This is a genomic window from Vibrio rumoiensis 1S-45, from assembly GCF_000286955.2.
Lineage (GTDB): Bacteria > Pseudomonadota > Gammaproteobacteria > Enterobacterales > Vibrionaceae > Vibrio > Vibrio rumoiensis_A.
Map to the genome: position 1 here is coordinate 86,368 of NZ_AJYK02000043.1, position 15,821 is coordinate 102,188.

14 protein-coding genes and 1 pseudogene are annotated in these 15,821 nt (G+C 41.0%); 6 read left to right on the forward strand and 9 right to left on the reverse strand.

Features of this window, described 5'->3' with window-relative positions; genetic code table 11:
• Positions 1-113: 113 nt before the first annotated feature.
• A complete protein-coding gene (locus A1QC_RS05735; RefSeq protein WP_017025224.1) occupies positions 114-989 on the reverse strand; it encodes a Tim44 domain-containing protein in 876 nt (291 codons plus the stop codon).
• 225 nt (positions 990-1,214) lie between these two features.
• On the opposite strand from A1QC_RS05735, the pseudogene A1QC_RS05740 reads away from it, so the two are divergent.
• Together A1QC_RS05740 and A1QC_RS05745 are read left to right on the forward strand one after the other, a co-directional pair.
• Positions 1,215-2,528 (forward strand): annotated as a pseudogene (locus A1QC_RS05740) (MFS transporter); the annotation flags it as partial.
• 120 nt (positions 2,529-2,648) lie between these two features.
• Complete coding sequence (locus A1QC_RS05745; RefSeq protein WP_017025226.1) at positions 2,649-3,581, forward strand: YeiH family protein; 933 nt, start codon at positions 2,649-2,651, stop codon at positions 3,579-3,581.
• Positions 3,582-3,608: 27 nt separating this feature from the next.
• On the opposite strand, the gene A1QC_RS15605 is transcribed toward A1QC_RS05745, so the two are convergent.
• From A1QC_RS15605 to A1QC_RS05770, 6 genes are all read right to left on the reverse strand, one after another.
• Positions 3,609-3,785 carry a hypothetical protein gene (locus tag A1QC_RS15605; protein ID WP_017025227.1) on the reverse strand — a complete coding sequence of 59 codons (177 nt, stop codon included), beginning with the start codon at positions 3,783-3,785 and terminating at the stop codon, positions 3,609-3,611.
• Positions 3,786-3,912: 127 nt separating this feature from the next.
• Entirely contained in the window at positions 3,913-5,325 is a 1,413-nt protein-coding gene (gene menE, locus A1QC_RS05750) for an o-succinylbenzoate--CoA ligase (protein ID WP_017025228.1), read from the reverse strand.
• A gap of 19 nt (positions 5,326-5,344) precedes the next feature.
• Entirely contained in the window at positions 5,345-6,370 is a 1,026-nt protein-coding gene (gene menC / locus A1QC_RS05755; protein ID WP_017025229.1) for an o-succinylbenzoate synthase, read from the reverse strand.
• Between the two features lie 83 nt (positions 6,371-6,453).
• A complete protein-coding gene (gene menH / locus A1QC_RS05760; protein WP_017025230.1) occupies positions 6,454-7,260 on the reverse strand; it encodes a 2-succinyl-6-hydroxy-2,4-cyclohexadiene-1-carboxylate synthase in 807 nt (268 codons plus the stop codon).
• Complete coding sequence (gene menD / locus A1QC_RS05765) at positions 7,250-9,043, reverse strand: 2-succinyl-5-enolpyruvyl-6-hydroxy-3-cyclohexene-1-carboxylic-acid synthase (RefSeq protein WP_017025231.1); 1,794 nt, start codon at positions 9,041-9,043, stop codon at positions 7,250-7,252. Before menD ends, menH begins: the two co-directional genes overlap by 11 nt.
• On the reverse strand, positions 9,040-10,356 hold the full coding sequence (locus A1QC_RS05770; RefSeq protein WP_017025232.1) for an isochorismate synthase: 1,317 nt from the start codon (positions 10,354-10,356) through the stop codon (positions 9,040-9,042). The genes menD and A1QC_RS05770 overlap by 4 nt, the downstream gene beginning before the upstream one ends.
• Positions 10,357-10,698: 342 nt before the next feature.
• Between A1QC_RS05770 and A1QC_RS05775 the strand changes: the two genes are divergently transcribed.
• The 3 genes from A1QC_RS05775 to A1QC_RS05785 all read left to right on the forward strand — a co-directional run bounded on the left by A1QC_RS05775 (position 10,699) and on the right by A1QC_RS05785 (position 13,983).
• Positions 10,699-11,913, forward strand: a complete 1,215-nt coding sequence (locus A1QC_RS05775) for a pyridoxal phosphate-dependent aminotransferase (protein ID WP_017025233.1) — start codon at positions 10,699-10,701, stop codon at positions 11,911-11,913.
• A 75-nt stretch (positions 11,914-11,988) separates the two neighbouring features.
• The gene (yfbR, locus tag A1QC_RS05780) at positions 11,989-12,582 is read left to right on the forward strand and encodes a 5'-deoxynucleotidase (protein WP_017025234.1); all 594 of its coding nucleotides are present in this window, start codon (positions 11,989-11,991) and stop codon (positions 12,580-12,582) included.
• Positions 12,583-12,612: 30 nt separating this feature from the next.
• On the forward strand, positions 12,613-13,983 hold the full coding sequence (locus A1QC_RS05785) for an anti-phage deoxyguanosine triphosphatase (RefSeq protein ID WP_017025235.1): 1,371 nt from the start codon (positions 12,613-12,615) through the stop codon (positions 13,981-13,983).
• Between the two features lie 53 nt (positions 13,984-14,036).
• On the opposite strand, the gene A1QC_RS05790 is transcribed toward A1QC_RS05785, so the two are convergent.
• Positions 14,037-14,657, reverse strand: coding sequence for a tRNA-uridine aminocarboxypropyltransferase (locus A1QC_RS05790; protein WP_017025236.1), 621 nt, complete (start codon positions 14,655-14,657; stop codon positions 14,037-14,039).
• Positions 14,658-14,700: 43 nt separating this feature from the next.
• Between A1QC_RS05790 and rrtA the strand changes: the two genes are divergently transcribed.
• Positions 14,701-15,231: a rhombosortase gene (gene rrtA / locus A1QC_RS05795; protein WP_241796549.1), complete on the forward strand. Its 531-nt coding sequence runs from the start codon at positions 14,701-14,703 to the stop codon at positions 15,229-15,231.
• Between the two features lie 81 nt (positions 15,232-15,312).
• Here the strand turns inward: rrtA and A1QC_RS05800 are convergent, their stop codons facing one another.
• Complete coding sequence (locus A1QC_RS05800) at positions 15,313-15,573, reverse strand: ComEA family DNA-binding protein (RefSeq protein ID WP_431305838.1); 261 nt, start codon at positions 15,571-15,573, stop codon at positions 15,313-15,315.
• Positions 15,574-15,821: the final 248 nt, after the last annotated feature.

A 15,821-nucleotide genomic window follows, 5' to 3' on the forward strand; every position in this document is an offset into this window, starting at 1 on the left:
GTGACATAACGATCTCCAGTAACGTTTACAGTTACTGGAGATTTTTTATTTCACACATCAAAAAAGCCAATGGAAAAATCCATTGGCTTTCATTTATTTCATTATCGAAGCTATTAAGAGTTCGTTTGAATGCCCACGATTAACCATGGTGCGTTATTTGCTACCAAATCACGCTCTAAGTGCCAAACTTCATCAATCTCTTCTTCTACGCTTTCTACTGTATCGCGGTAACGACCAGTAAATTGAATGCTCAATTGCGCTTTAGAAGCATCGTATTCACCACGAACAATCTCAGCATCAACGTACATGACATCAGTATGTTGGTCACCTTGAAGCTCTGCACGTTCTGCTTTCAGTTGATCAAATAAAGCTGGAGACACATATTCTTCAATTTTATCTAATTGGTTGAAGTTCCATGCGCCCTGTAAGGTACGGTAGTGTTCACGAGAACCTTCAACAAAAGCCACACGATCAAAGCCTGGAGGAAAACTATGCGGTACATCCGATTGACCTGTCGCACCAAAACCACCATTTGATTGTGGTTGTTCAAAGTTTTGAACATTAGGCTGCTCAAATTGTTGGCGATTCATCGCGCCAGAATACGCGGCTTGCGGCCCTCGATTCACGCTGCTTTGCTTCGCTCCCATCATCCCTTTCAAGAATTTAAAAGCAACGAAAGCAATCAAGCCCATGATTAAGATATCAAAGAATTGAATACCTTCAAAACCACCACCCATGAACAATGATGCAAGTAACCCACCAGCTAATAAGCCACCGAGCATTCCACCCATCATACCGCCACGACGAGGTGCCGTTGCATCAGGCTTTTTATTTAATGTGTTGGTGTTTTGTACATTTTGTTTTGGTGCTGGCGCTGTTTTAAAGCTTTTACCAAATGATTTACCACCACCAAAGCGTTTTGCTTCAGCCAATGGCGCAGCTACCATTGATACCATAATCAATGCAACCATGACAAAAAGTCGGTTCATAGGATCCCTTTATTATTTATGAAGAAACTCGCTTCATCATAGCTTGAATACACCATGAGTACACAACAGCTATGTTTCAGAATATTGCAAGGAGTCAAGATGGTCATAATTAACGTACGTGTAGACTAAGTGACTTAGTTACTTGGATATATTATAAATTTGTTTAACGATTGAACTGAATGTCGTTACACTGACGGTGTGGACGTTATCAATTTAAGGGAAAACATGGACAAGGCACCTCAATCAGACGCGATTTTCTTCTCTAAACGGTTTTTTCCTTACTTTATTACCCAATTTTTCGGTGCTTTTAACGACAATATTTATAAAAACACGTTACTCATTCTGGTTGCTTTTGCCAGCACGCAGCAATTATCCATATCAAGCACCCTATTCATCAACCTTGCTGCTGGTGTTTTCATCCTGCCTTTCTTTTTATTTTCAGCAACAGCCGGTGTCATGGCTGATCGATATGAAAAATCTCAATTAATCCGTTGGATCAAATTTGCAGAAATCATCATCATGCTTGCTGGCGCGGTCAGCTTCATTTATGAAAACTACCTTACGTTGCTCTTATTATTATTTTTAATGGGAACACAATCGGCCTTTTTTGGCCCAGTAAAATACGCCCTGCTTCCTCAGCACTTAAAGCCAGAGCAATTATTAAAAGGGAATGCTTGGGTTGAAACCGGCACATTCCTAGCCATTTTATTTGGCACTATTGGTGCAGGGTTCATCGTTGCAATGCCCAATACACTTTGGGTGACCGCGATAGCTGTCGTTACCTTTGCCTTGCTTGGCTTTATCGCCAGTTTATTTATCCCTAAAGCATTTCCTAGCCCTCATCTCTCTAATCAAACGCTCACCAACCAGCAAGAACGAACATTTATTTGGAAACCAATACAACACACCAAACAGACTTTAAGTATCGCCAAACAAAATCGCTCCATTTACCTTGCTATCATTGCCATCAGTTGGTTCTGGTTCTTAGGCGCTTGTTACTTAACACAATTCCCCAACTTCACAAAAACATACATTCATGGCAACAGCACTGGTGTTTCCTTTTTACTTGCCTTATTTTCCGTAGGCATCGCGGTAGGTTCATTACTTTGCGCCAAACTGTCTCACCAGAAAATCAATCTGAAATTTGTCATCTTTGGTGGTGTGGGAATCAGCCTGTTTAGTGTTTTATTAGGTGTTTTTGCTCTAACTGCTCAAACATTACTGTCTCAAGATATAATATCCGTAGCCCAAATGCTCACCTCGAGTGCTTACATTCCAGTCTTCTTAAGTCTGTTCTTTTTAGGAGTAAGTGGTGGGATTTTCATTGTTCCACTCTACACACTGATGCAGACCTTGGCTTCAGCGGATACTCGCGCTCAAGTGATCGCGGCAAACAATATTTATAATGCTTTGTTTATGGTAGGAAGCGCTATTATTAGTATCGTATTGCTTAGTCTTCTTTCTTTAGCTATTCACCAATTTTTCATCTTATTAGGCGTCTTAAATTTAGTGGTCATTTATTGGTTATATACTTCGATAAATAAGTAACTTGAAATTCGTTTAGATATACTTAACGCATTGTTAAAAAGTTCCAGACTTACTTAACCAAATAAATAGGATACTCTCTGTTTTCCTTTGTACTTACCATTTAGGCTTACTATGCTTTCACATGTTCGTAACTATGGTTTATTTGTAGTCGGTGCCTTAATGTGCTTTACCCCTTGGGTAAGCTCACCTATTGCACTGACCTTAGGTTTTCTATTAACCAGTTTTGGATTCGTGCCACACACCATTCCACTCACTAAAATCATTAAGAAGCTTTTAGCGTATTCAATTGTCGGCTTAGGTTTTGGCATCAACATCAGCCAAGCCGTTACCGCAACCGAAAATGGTTTTGGGATCATTGTTACCACCATTTTTAGCACCTTAATTTTAGGGACGCTTATTGCAAAGTGGATTGGTTTAGAAAGAGAAACTGGGCACTTAATTGCATCTGGTACCGCCATTTGTGGCGGGAGTGCGATTGCAGCAGTCGCCCCTGCGATTAATGCAAAAGATCAGCCTGTGGCAATGTCATTAGCCGTTATTTACGTTTTAAATTCCATTGCATTATTTTTATTCCCAGTGATTGGGCACGCGCTAGGTATGAGCCAAGTTCAATTTGGTACTTGGGCGGCTATCGCGATTCATGATACATCGTCAGTAGTAGGTGCAGCGCAGGCTTATGGTGAGGAATCACTCCAAATTGCTACCACACTTAAATTAGCGCGTGCATTGTGGATTGTTCCGGTGGCATTCATCAGTGCGTTAATGTTTAAAAGTGACAGTAAGAAAATCACCATTCCATTCTTTATCTTATTTTACTGTGCTGCCATCGTATTTAGTGACCAAGTACCGCAATTCTCAGCGGTCTATCACGGCATATACAGCTTTGCTAAACAAACCTTAGTGCTTTGTTTATTCTTAATAGGGTGTGGCATTTCGGTCAGTAAGCTTAGAGCCACTGGTTCTAAACCGATGTTATTTGGTGTGGTTCTTTGGGTGATTATTTCTGTGAGTTCTTTAAGTTACATCATGACCCACATTCAGTAGAACAAATATATTTTGCAAAACTTGCTACTAAACATGGGGTTCAATCTGAGCCTCATGTTTACGTTTCACCACAGATTTGCTCTTTAATACCCAAGCAATCACAGTAGCAAACGCAGCAAGTTCCGCTAACGCTGATACCAAACCTTCGGTGTAAATAGACAAAATAACAAAAGCGGCGACCGCCAATATCAACAGAGCTTTCATTTTCTTCCCTTAAATTTAACTCACTAAAATTCATATCGAAATATTCGATAAGTATTAGTATGGCTGAATCAAACTTAAGCAATAAATTCTGTTTTGGACTATAAAATAACTTTTATGAATGACCAGGTTAAAGTTTGTCTCGCTGACTATCATTAGAATAATGTTGATGGTAATAGCGTTTAAGCTCTGAGCGAGAAAGTTTAATCCCTGTATTCATTAGACTATTTGGTAAGGCATAATAAACATCTGGGCACTTAAACTTATCAATATACTGCAATAAAAACGTCTGATATTCCTCATCAGGTAACTCACTTACATACTCAATGAACGCAATCGGTCTCTGCCCAAATTGAGCATCAGGGATAGGCAATACCATCGCTTGTTTTATATTCGGATGTCGATTTAACGCCGATTCAACTTCCTCACAATGAATATTTTCCCCACCAGAAATGAATTGATTATCAACACGACCTAATATTTCAATTTCATCTGCGTGGCTTTCTCTGCAATGCACTAGCCCTAAATCTTTGGTATCAAACCAAGGTGATTGATCACTGATCAGAGGCGTTAATTTTCCTTCGACTAAATACCCAAGCGCTAGAGTATCTCCTGCAACAAATATTCTTCCACTTTCGACTTTTATTTTCCGATTCGGTAATAAAAAGCCCGAAGTTGGAGAGCCATCTACCTTTTTTGCAATCACAGTAGACGCCGTTTCGGTCATACCATAGCCCACCCAACATTCAATGCCTTGCTCACTGGCGGCTTGTGTTAAGCTTAGCGGTATATGCCCCCCGCCAAGTAAAACTCGTTTCACTTTAATGGCATAAGGTTGTTCTAGTAAACGTTGCAACTGAGTAGGGACAAGTGAAGCATGCGTTACTTGCTGTAAATCCTTTATTAATTCGCCACTACCCATCACTAACTGCGCACCTTTACATAACCAGCGCCAGAGTATCGACAAACCAGAAACATGATAAATTGGCAGGCTTAATAGCCATGAATCCTCAGCATCAAATTGAAAATGCTCAGTCAAACCTTGCGCACTTGCCAAGTGATGTTTAACACAATGAACGACCGCTTTAGGCGCGCCAGTTGACCCAGAAGTAAAAACAATACTGGCTGGCTGAGTATCATCAAACACATCATCAGTCAAAGTACCTTGAGCCGAGATCGCATCAAAATTAATCGACAACATCGGGCACTCCATTGAGGGAACAATCCCCACAGCGGAGTCGCCCAGCCAACAAAGATCGGCTTGAATAATCGTTATTTTCTGTTGAATCGCTTTTAACGGCTGAGGTGGCATAAAAGCACACAAAGCACCAAGTCGAAGACAGGCTAAATAAAGTAAAACAGCTTTGGGTTCATTCTTACTGATAAGCCCAATAACGGAACCTTGCTGTACTTGTTGTTGGGCTAATTGATAAGATAACGCATCAATGGTGTCATCAAGCACCTTCCAACTATAGCCTTGAGTCGGTGTCACGAACGCTATTTTATTTGGCTCGGCTTGAGCCCATTTTTGAATGATATCCATATTGCCCCTTCACCTATATTCAAGACTGCCAAATAAGCACTTGATCATTTAATGCAGCAACCGGTAAAGCGCTGTTAGGCCAAGTGCGCTCCAATTGAGACTGGAACAATTGCAAAGTATCTAAGCCTGGAGTTTGCTTTGGGGTTTGCCATGCTGATAAACGTGCTAATTGAGTTAAGCCTATGGTTGATTCAAGGCTTGAACTGATCACAGCTTGTAGGCCGTGTTGCTTAGCATCATCAATTAAGGCAATACATCGGTCAATCGAGCCAATCAAAGTCGGCTTAATCACTAATGCCGCAAGTTTATCATCTAATAAATTTGAAACATCGAACTCTGACGTTGCTACTGCTTCTTGTAACGTTTCATCCCAAGCAATCTGAATATTGGTCTGGCGAGCAAATTCAAGACTCTGTTCTTGAGTCTGGCAAGGCTCTTCTAAGAAAGTAATTCGTTGTCGTAGATCTGGAGAAACATAATGTGCAAACTTTAACGCTTTATCTAAACTCCAACTGCGATTGGCATCTAATCGTAAATTCAGATCCGGAATCGATTCCAAAAATAAATTCACTAACATCCCATCACGAATCGGTTCATATAAACCCACTTTCACCTTTGCTACTTTTTGATGATCGCTATCTGCCATGCTTTCAAAGACAGGAATAAGTTCATCTGGATCGCCACTGCATAAAGGCGCTGCAAGATATTCACCTTCAAGTGGCAACGTCTGTTCGAGCTCGTATTGTGCAGCAGACAATCCAAACGCGACCGATGGATAAAGTGCATCAAAGTTCGGCCACTCTCCTGTTTTCTGCCAAGTAGACAATACGGAAACCAATTGCGCTTCAACTTGCTCTAAGCTTTCACGGCTAAAAGAAGGCAGAGGTGCACATTCACCTAAGGCAGAAGACTCATCCTCAATCAATTCAACAATATAGCCTTCACGATGTCGTAGACGTTGCTCACGAACAATCACACCACTGTCCATTGAGAGTCGATAACGATACAGCTTTACTTGACGAAAAGATGGGTACTGATTTGACATAAGCCCTCACTAAAACCACAAAAAAATAAAAAAAGGCATGCGATAAGGCATACCTTGTTTAATCCTTAAACATCCATCATTCATTACAGCTGATCGATAAAATCACTCACAAGAGCAGCAAAGGCTTGTGGTTGTTCATGATGAACATTATGACCTGCCTCTTGAACCATTTTAAATGCTAGCCCACTATTTTCTGCTATTGACCTGAATTTCTGATCATGTTCTCCACAAATGTACAACAAAGGTAAAGCAAGTTGCTTTAAGTCATCAAGCAGGTAAGGTTGTTTAGATAGTGATGTCGCACGTAACATGCAACCTAATTGTGACCCAAGATTATCACTTCTTAGCTCGACCAGTTCTTGTCTTTGATCATCATTTAATGAACTAAATACGCCTTGCTCATACCAATCAAATAAGACTTCTTCAATCGCTTCAGTCGCAAAACGTTTTGACCAATGTTTATCATTCTCCCAACGTAAAACGTTGCCTTCTTCATGATTCAAGCCAAAATTACCACCTTCAAAAATAGCCCCTTGAACATTTAGATCAGGAAACGCATTCTTTGCCATTCCAAACATTGCAATTCTAGCGCCTAGCGAATAGGCCACAAACACCAAAGGCGTATTGAGCGAACGCTTTTCTTTTTTTAACTTGCTCAATATAGTGAGCTGAACTTGCTGGCAAGCCTCTTCAAAATTTTGAACTTCGCAGTATTTACTCAAACCATGGCAAGGTAAGTCGATACAAATGGCGTGAGGTAGATCCAAGTGTGATAAGCAGCCATCCCAATCTAGGCTCGACCCTAGAAATCCATGTAAAAACACAGGAATAGGCTTTTGTGCCTCATTTTCTGTACTGTCTTGCGTTTCTACCATTTGACTATAAAGCATGAGATTTTACCGCCTGTACAATTGTTTTAATATGTTGAGAAGCCTGTTCTGGTGGTGTGAGTATTTCAACGATCAACGCTGAATTGACCACACCCCGTTGGTACTGTTCTAAGTATGCCCTAATACCTTCTAAGCATTGCGACATAGACGTTGGTTGTTGGTGATATAACCCAAATTGCTTCGCCGCAAATTCAAACTGAAACCCATGAGGCATTTGATACAGTGTTTGCTTTTGCGCCGCTGGAACGGGCAATAAATCAAAAATTGCCCCACCATCATTATTAGTCACAATGACAATATGGGGGTGATCTGTCTTACTTAATAAAGCTAGAGAGTTCAGATCGTATAATAACGAAGTGTCACCTATTAACGTCAGCATTGCTTGCTGCTTTTGACGTTGTACCCCTACCGCCGTCGCAATCAATCCATCAATACCGGAGGCACCACGATTGGTATACACCTCTATATTCTCAATTGTAGACAACATATCCACTAAACGAACAATTAAGCTATTGCCAATAAATAGAGCCGTTGGTCCCACAGTATCAAGCAATATATCAATTACTGCATCAAGGCGCAGCGCCAATTGGCATTCCGTTAAATGCTCAGATTTTTTATAAGATTGCGCAACCCATTGAACCGCTTGACCGGCAAGCTTACTTTCTTCTGCCCATCCTGACGTTGTATCCAAAAACTCATTGGCAGGTAAAATGGAATAATCCAGCATGTCTATACATTCAGAAATCGTCGCCACCGTTCTTAATTGAGGTAAATGATCCGGATTTAACACACTTGGCGTCGGATCAAAAACCCAGTAATTCGAAGCGTTATGAGTAACCACTTGCTTGATCCATTGACCAAGGCGCTTCGACACCAATCTCGCGCCAAATTGCAGCACGCATTCGGCTTCAGACAAAAGATCAGCATAACGAGGCACTTGCAACCACAAATCAAAATGGGCCCAATCGCTGCTAACTCCACTTTGGGGATCACACAAAATGGGCCAACCAAACTTTTCAGCAAACGCTTTTACTTTAATGGACTCTTCTAATGGCATTTTGCCAATCACCACCACCGTTTTTAAATCATAAATACGATTGATGATTTCTTGTTGAAGGCAATTGGTTAATTCTGCGACGTTGTAACCTGTATACAATTTATTCAATTGAGAATTGGTTAAAGATACCGACTTGGCGACGTCAAAATAGGCGAGGTATTGTTCTTTTTCTTGGTGAGATTGAATATATAAAGGTTCTGGGTACGGGCAGTTAATATGAACAGAGCCCCTCCTAGCATCTTGATAAGCTAAAGCTTGTTGAATTGATATCAATGCTTGACCTAAATCGTGCTGAACCGATGGGCTTGGCAGCGCGACACTTTTAATCACATGGGTCGAGAAAATACCTTTTTGCTGAATCGCTTGGTTTGCACCCACATCAATTAACTCTTGAGGTCTATCAGCTGTTAACAGCACCAGCTTTTCCCCCGTTAAGCCGCTTTCTGCAGCGCAAGGTAATAAATTAGCCACAGCAGTTCCAGAAGTGACAATCACCGCAACTGGCTCATCACTTGCTTTTGCTAAGCCTAACGCTAAGTAGCCCAAGCCTCGTTCATCAAAGTGAGTATGAATTGTCAAATCAGTACGTTCTGCCAATTCTAATGCTTCAAGGCTTAATGGCGTTGAACGAGAACCGGGAGCAATACAAATATGCCTAACACCTTGGACATACAAGGTTTCTAGTAAAGCTTGCGCCCAAACTCGGTTAAGTCCTGCTTGGCTCATGCATCCTCACAACGGTCATTTTCAATCGGGTAATCTGAAATTAAGTTCAATAATGTTGCGGTTTTTCTATTCAATTCTTGCCATTCATATTCCGCTTCAGAGCCAAGAACAATCCCCGCTCCTGCATAAAGTTTGACGGTATTCCCACTCATCACAGCACTGCGAATGGCCACACAAAATTCAGCATGGTTATGACTAAAGTATCCTACTGAACCGCTGTACCAACCACGAGTAAAAGGCTCATTAATACGAATAAAATTGAGGGATGGTTCACGCGGTAATCCAGCCATCGCCGCTGTCGGTTGCAGCGCAGTTAATAATTGAACACCTTTAACGCCAAGTGATAAATTACCGTGAATATGGCGTTTTAAGTGTTGAACACGGCGCAATTGAATCAATTGCGCTTCAGGCTGTACATCGATCGTTTCAGCATAAGGCGCTAAACGCTCGATGATATCGTTCACAACAATTTGGTTTTCTCGTAAATTTTTATCATCGTTTAACAACCAATCCGCCAATTGTTTATCTTCTGCCAGATCGTCACTACGTCCCGTCGTACCAGCTAATGCTTCGGTTTCTAACATATCTCCATTACGGCAATATAAACGTTCAGGTGTAGATCCTAAGAAACTATCATTAGGGGCAAGAGATATTAGGAAATGAAAACTATTGCGATTTTTTTCACGACTGGCTTTTAGCAGTTGAGAAGCATAGATCGGCTGCTTAAGTTCCACCATGGTTTCACGAGCTAAAACCACTTTCTCAAATTGATTATCTTCAATGGCAGAAAGCGCCTTGTCTAAAATAGACTTCCATTCATCAAATTGTGGGGAGTAATGAACGCTACTGGCTTGCGGCAATAATGGCGCACTTAATTGATAATCGGCTTTGAGGTTTTTTAGTGCAACAATGATGCTTTGAAAATCAGATGATAAATTGGCATTTAATGTCCATTGATCATCTTGTCGCATTAATTCAATTTTAGGCAAAAAGAAATAGCTAGACTGATGGTGATTGTTGGCGTGTTCACTATCAAACGATTTTCCACCCCACACTCGTTGCTGCTCACCGAGAATGGCATAGGCAGCAATAGGATCGGTAAAGTCATGAATTTGATCAAGTGCAACCACTTCTTCACGCTCATCACGTGATTGCCAATAAAATCGCGGGTATAAGGTTTGTTCTTGTAACCAATCAGTCGCGTTGAAATCAGCCGGTAAATTGACGGGTTCGCTTACTCGGTTTTCACTCGATACTTGTCCATCTATAATCTTTTCAATGAGTGATTCAATCACTTGATTTAATTCAGACAAGTCAACCTCTCAATATTGTTTTTATTGGATTAAGCATATACCCAAGTGACATCTTTCACTCTTCTTAGTAGGCGCATACTGTAAGTATTCACTTACAGCAAATCAAGTAATAACCATAATTTAAGCGTTGATTTTTAGACCATGATGATATTTTAAACATAGTGAACCATCATCGAAAAGATCAGATTACTCTATAGATTTTACGGCAATAGTAACTGTTTTGTATTCACGAGCAAAAAAAGCAATGAATACCATAAAAACACCGCATCAGGATATGGTTTGAGTATAGAAAATAGTGTAACTTGGTGGGTCACAAACAATTTTCATTATGGGTATAAGGCTATGAACAACATCGAGATGTCATCAAAACTCGATAATGTCTGTTACGACATTCGAGGGCCAATCCTAAAACATGCTAAACGCATGGAAGAGGAAGGGCAAAAAATCCTAAAACTAAACATCGGCAACCCTGCCCCGTTTGGTTTTGATGCCCCTGATGAAATCCTAGTAGATGTAATTCGTAACTTACCGACATCTCAAGGCTATTGCGACTCAAAAGGGATCTACTCTGCTCGTAAAGCAGTGGTTCAGCATTATCAAAAATTAGGGCTTCGCGAACTTGAAGTCGAAGATGTTTACATTGGCAACGGCGCATCAGAATTGATCGTCATGTCGATGCAAGCATTGCTTAATAACAACGATGAAATTCTCATCCCTGCCCCTGATTACCCATTATGGACAGCCGCAGCGTCATTAGCTGGTGGTAAACCAGTCCATTACATCTGTGATGAATCTTCCGATTGGTATCCTGATCTCGATGATATAAAGAGCAAAATTACCCCACAAACTCGTGGCATTGTGTTAATCAATCCAAATAACCCAACTGGTGCTGTCTACAGCCGTGATTTCTTATTAGAAGTGGTTGAGATTGCTCGCCAACATAGCTTGGTTATTTTTGCCGACGAAATTTACGATAAAGTCCTTTATGACGGTGCAACCCATACTTCGATTGCAACCTTGGCCGACGATGTATTAATGGTAACCTTTAATGGCTTATCTAAAGCCTATCGTGTTTGTGGTTTCCGTGGTGGTTGGATGTTCTTAACCGGCCCTAAACACCTTGCAAAAGGATACGTAGATGGTTTGGATATGCTGGCCTCGATGCGTCTGTGTGCGAATGTGCCAATGCAGCATGCAATTCAAACTGCGTTAGGTGGATACCAAAGTATCAATGAATTAATACTACCCGGTGGTCGATTATTAGAGCAGCGCAATCGAGCTTACGAGCTGATCACTCAAATTCCGGGAGTCACCTGTGTAAAACCAAAAGGTGCGATGTACTTATTCCCAAAAATTGATGTTAAAAAATACAACATTAAAGACGACGCCAAGTTAGTACTCGATTTCTTAGTGCAAGAAAAAGTATTGTTAGTACAAGGTACCGGGTTTAACTGGAAGCAACCGGATCACTTCCGTATTGTTACCTTGCCACATGTTGAAGATTTAGAAACGGCAATCGGTCGCTTTGAACGCTTCTTGTCGACCTATTCGCAATAATCCCCCACAGGCTTCTCCTATCATGAGAAGCCTGTTTTGTTTTCAGAAGCACCAATCTACTCGTCCGGAGATAGTATGACTCAATCTCAACCTAGCCATTTTTTTGCTCATTTAGCTCGCATGAAACTGATCCAACGCTGGCCACTTATGCGCTCTATCTCAGCTGAAAACATCTCAGAACATAGCTTACAAGTCGCCTTTGTTGGTCATGCTTTAGCCATCATTAAAAATAAAAAGTTTGGTGGTAACGTCAATCCAGAGCGCATTGCGCTGCTTGGCATGTATCACGACACCAGTGAAGTACTCACTGGGGATTTACCGACGCCCGTCAAATACTACAATCCTGCCATTGCCAATGAATATAAGAAGATAGAACTCGCCGCCGAAAAGAAACTGGTTTCCATGCTTCCAGAAGAATTTCAAGAAGACTTCGCTCCTTTTTTGATCAGTGATTCAATTGAGCCCGAAGACAAAGCCATGGTAAAACAAGCAGACAGCCTTTGTGCCTATTTGAAATGTTTAGAAGAACTGTCGGCAGGTAATCACGAATACGAACTAGCAAAAGGTCGTTTAGAAAAAACGCTGCAAGAGCGAGAAACACCAGAGATGCGTTATTTCCTTGATGTTTTTGCTCCAAGTTTTGAGCTAACCTTAGATGAAATAAGCTAAGCCCTTATAAGTGAAATATAGCGAGCCATCATGGAAGTAAAATCATCTACTGAATCGACACGTTTTCAACTGACCAACAATGACACTTGGCAAGCTCGTATTAATAATGAGCAAAAGCTAAGACGCAACGATCACCGCGATGTCTATCAACGCGATCGCGCGCGCGTATTGCACTCTGCTGCATTTCGCCGCTTGCAAGCGAAAACTCAAGTACATGGCACCGGTTTAAATGATTTCTACCGTACTCGCTTAACGCATTCACTTGAAGTCTCGCAAATCGGCACTGGTATTTTAGAGCAGCTCAAACGCAAGCAGCCTGAATATAAACACTTATTACCACCGGCGAGCCTAATCGAAACCTTGTGCCTTGCTCATGATATTGGTCACCCACCTTTTGGTCATGGTGGTGAAGTCGCGCTCAACTATATGCTGCGCAATCACGGCGGATTTGAAGGCAATGCCCAAACATTTCGCATCGTGACTCAAATTGAACCTTATACCGAGTTTTATGGTATGAACTTAGCAAGAAGAACCCTGCTCGGGCTACTAAAATACCCAGCCTTAATTAGCCAAGTACATGCTCAACAACGCCCTAACGATGTGGCGACACCACGCCAACTAAAAGCAAGAGATTGGCTGCCCGCTAAAGGTATATACGACATTGATTTGCCTTTCTTAAATTGGGTTTTAGAACCATTATCTGAACATGATAGAGCTCTGCTTGCGACCAAAAGAAAGCAAAGTGACAGCAACCCATACGAACATCAAAAAACTCGTTTCAAGTCCCTTGATTGTTCAATCATGGAACTGGCCGATGACATCGCTTATGGCGTGCATGATTTGGAAGATGCCATCGTCTTAGATATGGTGAATCGCAAGCAATGGCAAGAAGGTGCAGCCAGTAAGCTTGCCGATTGCGGTGACGAGTGGTTTGAGAAAAACATCGATACATTGAGCGAAAAATTATTTTCAGGTCAACATCATGAACGAAAAGATGCTATTGGCGGAATTGTAAATGCGTTATTGACCAGCATTGAGCTCAAACCAGTCTACGGTGAATCTGAGTTTGATGATCCACTGTTAAGTACCAATGCTTACCTAGATGCCCCGATGGCTTACGCTTTAGATGTATTCAAAAACTTTGTAAACCGATACGTTATTCATGTACCTGAAGTTCAACAATTTGAATATAAAGGTCAGCAAATCATCATGGATATTTTTGAAGCCTTAAATGCTGATCCAATGCGCTTATTACCAGATGCAACCAAGAAAAAATGGCAAGAAGCAGAAACCGATCACCAAGGCGGAACTCGTATCTTAGCCGATTATATTTCCGCGATGACGGATGGTTACGCTCAGCGTATGCATCAACAACTGTTTTCGGCGCATACATCATTTTGATTTAATTCCGTTTAAGCTCCAATAGTACAGGAAGTCAGTATCACTTAGATTCACTAATTTAACTTAATGTAATTTTTCTCAAATACTCCTTCTGGCATTTGGGCAATTTGATAATCAACCATTTGAGTAAATGTATTCATTAGCGGCGAAAAATCGGTTTCTGTGTCGATAATACACAATGCATGAAACCCGGCCTCAACAGTCGATAAGTGCTGCTCACTTGGTGCTTTACGGATACGATAGTTACCGACCAAATTATTCGGTAAGGCAATTGGCATTAAGTGATGTAAATTGGTCGATAGCTGCCATATTTTATAGGCTTTCTTCCAAGTTCCATCGATTAAAATTAAGCGGATCTTTTTATTCAATGGGTTAATCTGATTCAGTGACTCTGACGACAAAACACGGCTTTCTTCGCTCGGATATAACACCATAGACAAGTATTGATCATCAGTGAGCAATTGATTTAATGCTTCATTCTGAGAAAAATCTTCACCCACGAAATACTCACACCTTGATAAACTCAAGTGTAATATTTTGGCAGTTCCCATCGGTCGCTTGGTTTCTGATGGGTGCTGAAGGATCACCAGCTGTATTTGCGCATCTATGGGTTTAATCCAATCACAAATACAGGCATTATTAGCCTTTCCGCATTGAACACAATATCGAGACATGGGGTTCCAATTGATCCTTTTACTTTTCATCATTAGCGCAATTATGATCGCGTTCCAAATTCCTATTCTTAATGAATGGATGCTTTGGGATCATAGTGCGATTCTTACTGGTCAAGTATGGCGGATCGTAACAGGAAACTTTACGCATACCAATCTCTATCATTTAGGCATGAACCTGATAGGTTTATGGTTAATTTGTTATATTTTTAAGCCCGAGTTAAGAGTCAAATCCTTTAGCCTGATTGTTGCTTGTTTATCTTTTAGTGTTGGCACATTGCTCTTAATAACCTCGATGCAAATCTACGTAGGGCTGTCAGGGGTGCTGCATGGCTTGTTTGCTTGTTACGCACTAACAGAATATAGAAAAGGTAACAAAAACAGCCTATGGCTCGTGTTAGGCTTAATCATCAAGATCGCTTGGGAACAGGCTTTTGGTTCACCTACGGGAAGTGAAGCATTGATTGGCGCAAGCGTAGCGATCAACGCTCATCTGTTTGGTTGCTTAACTGGCTTTACTTTAAGTTTTATTCTTTTTCGACCATCTCAATTGATACGCCAATCCAAGAATAGCTAAACTTAAATCGATCATGCCCAAGTCACAACAAGGAAAGCGGATCACGCACCTGTCAGCACTTGGGCATCATTCAAGAATGCATTATAAAACAATGCGCCCTTGGTTTTTCTCAATAGTCGCTTGACCAATACCTTTCACTTGCGTCAAGTCATCGATTGATTTGAAGTTGCCATGTTCTGCACGGTAATCCACGATATCTTGTGCTTTCTTTTCTCCAATGCCTTTCAACATAGTCGCAATTTCTTCTGCATCGGCTTTATTCACATTCACTGTGATTTCAATCCCTTCATGCTTTGTACTGGTATCTGTTGCAGCATAAGCAACATTTAGAACCAAACCCATTGAAAGTAACACCATGAAAAAGCTACGAATTAATTTCATTTACACATCTCCTGTTTTTTAAAAAGAAACTTAACGCTAAACGAAACTGGAATGTCGATTTGTCTCAAAAATGGACATGAGAAGCACTGCAACCTTTAAACTAAGTTACAGGCATATTAATTACAGAGGCAAGTGAGTGATGCACAAGAAAGGTATTAAAGAATGATGATGTTGAACTTTGTTTGAGGTGATGGTGAATGGATAAATAG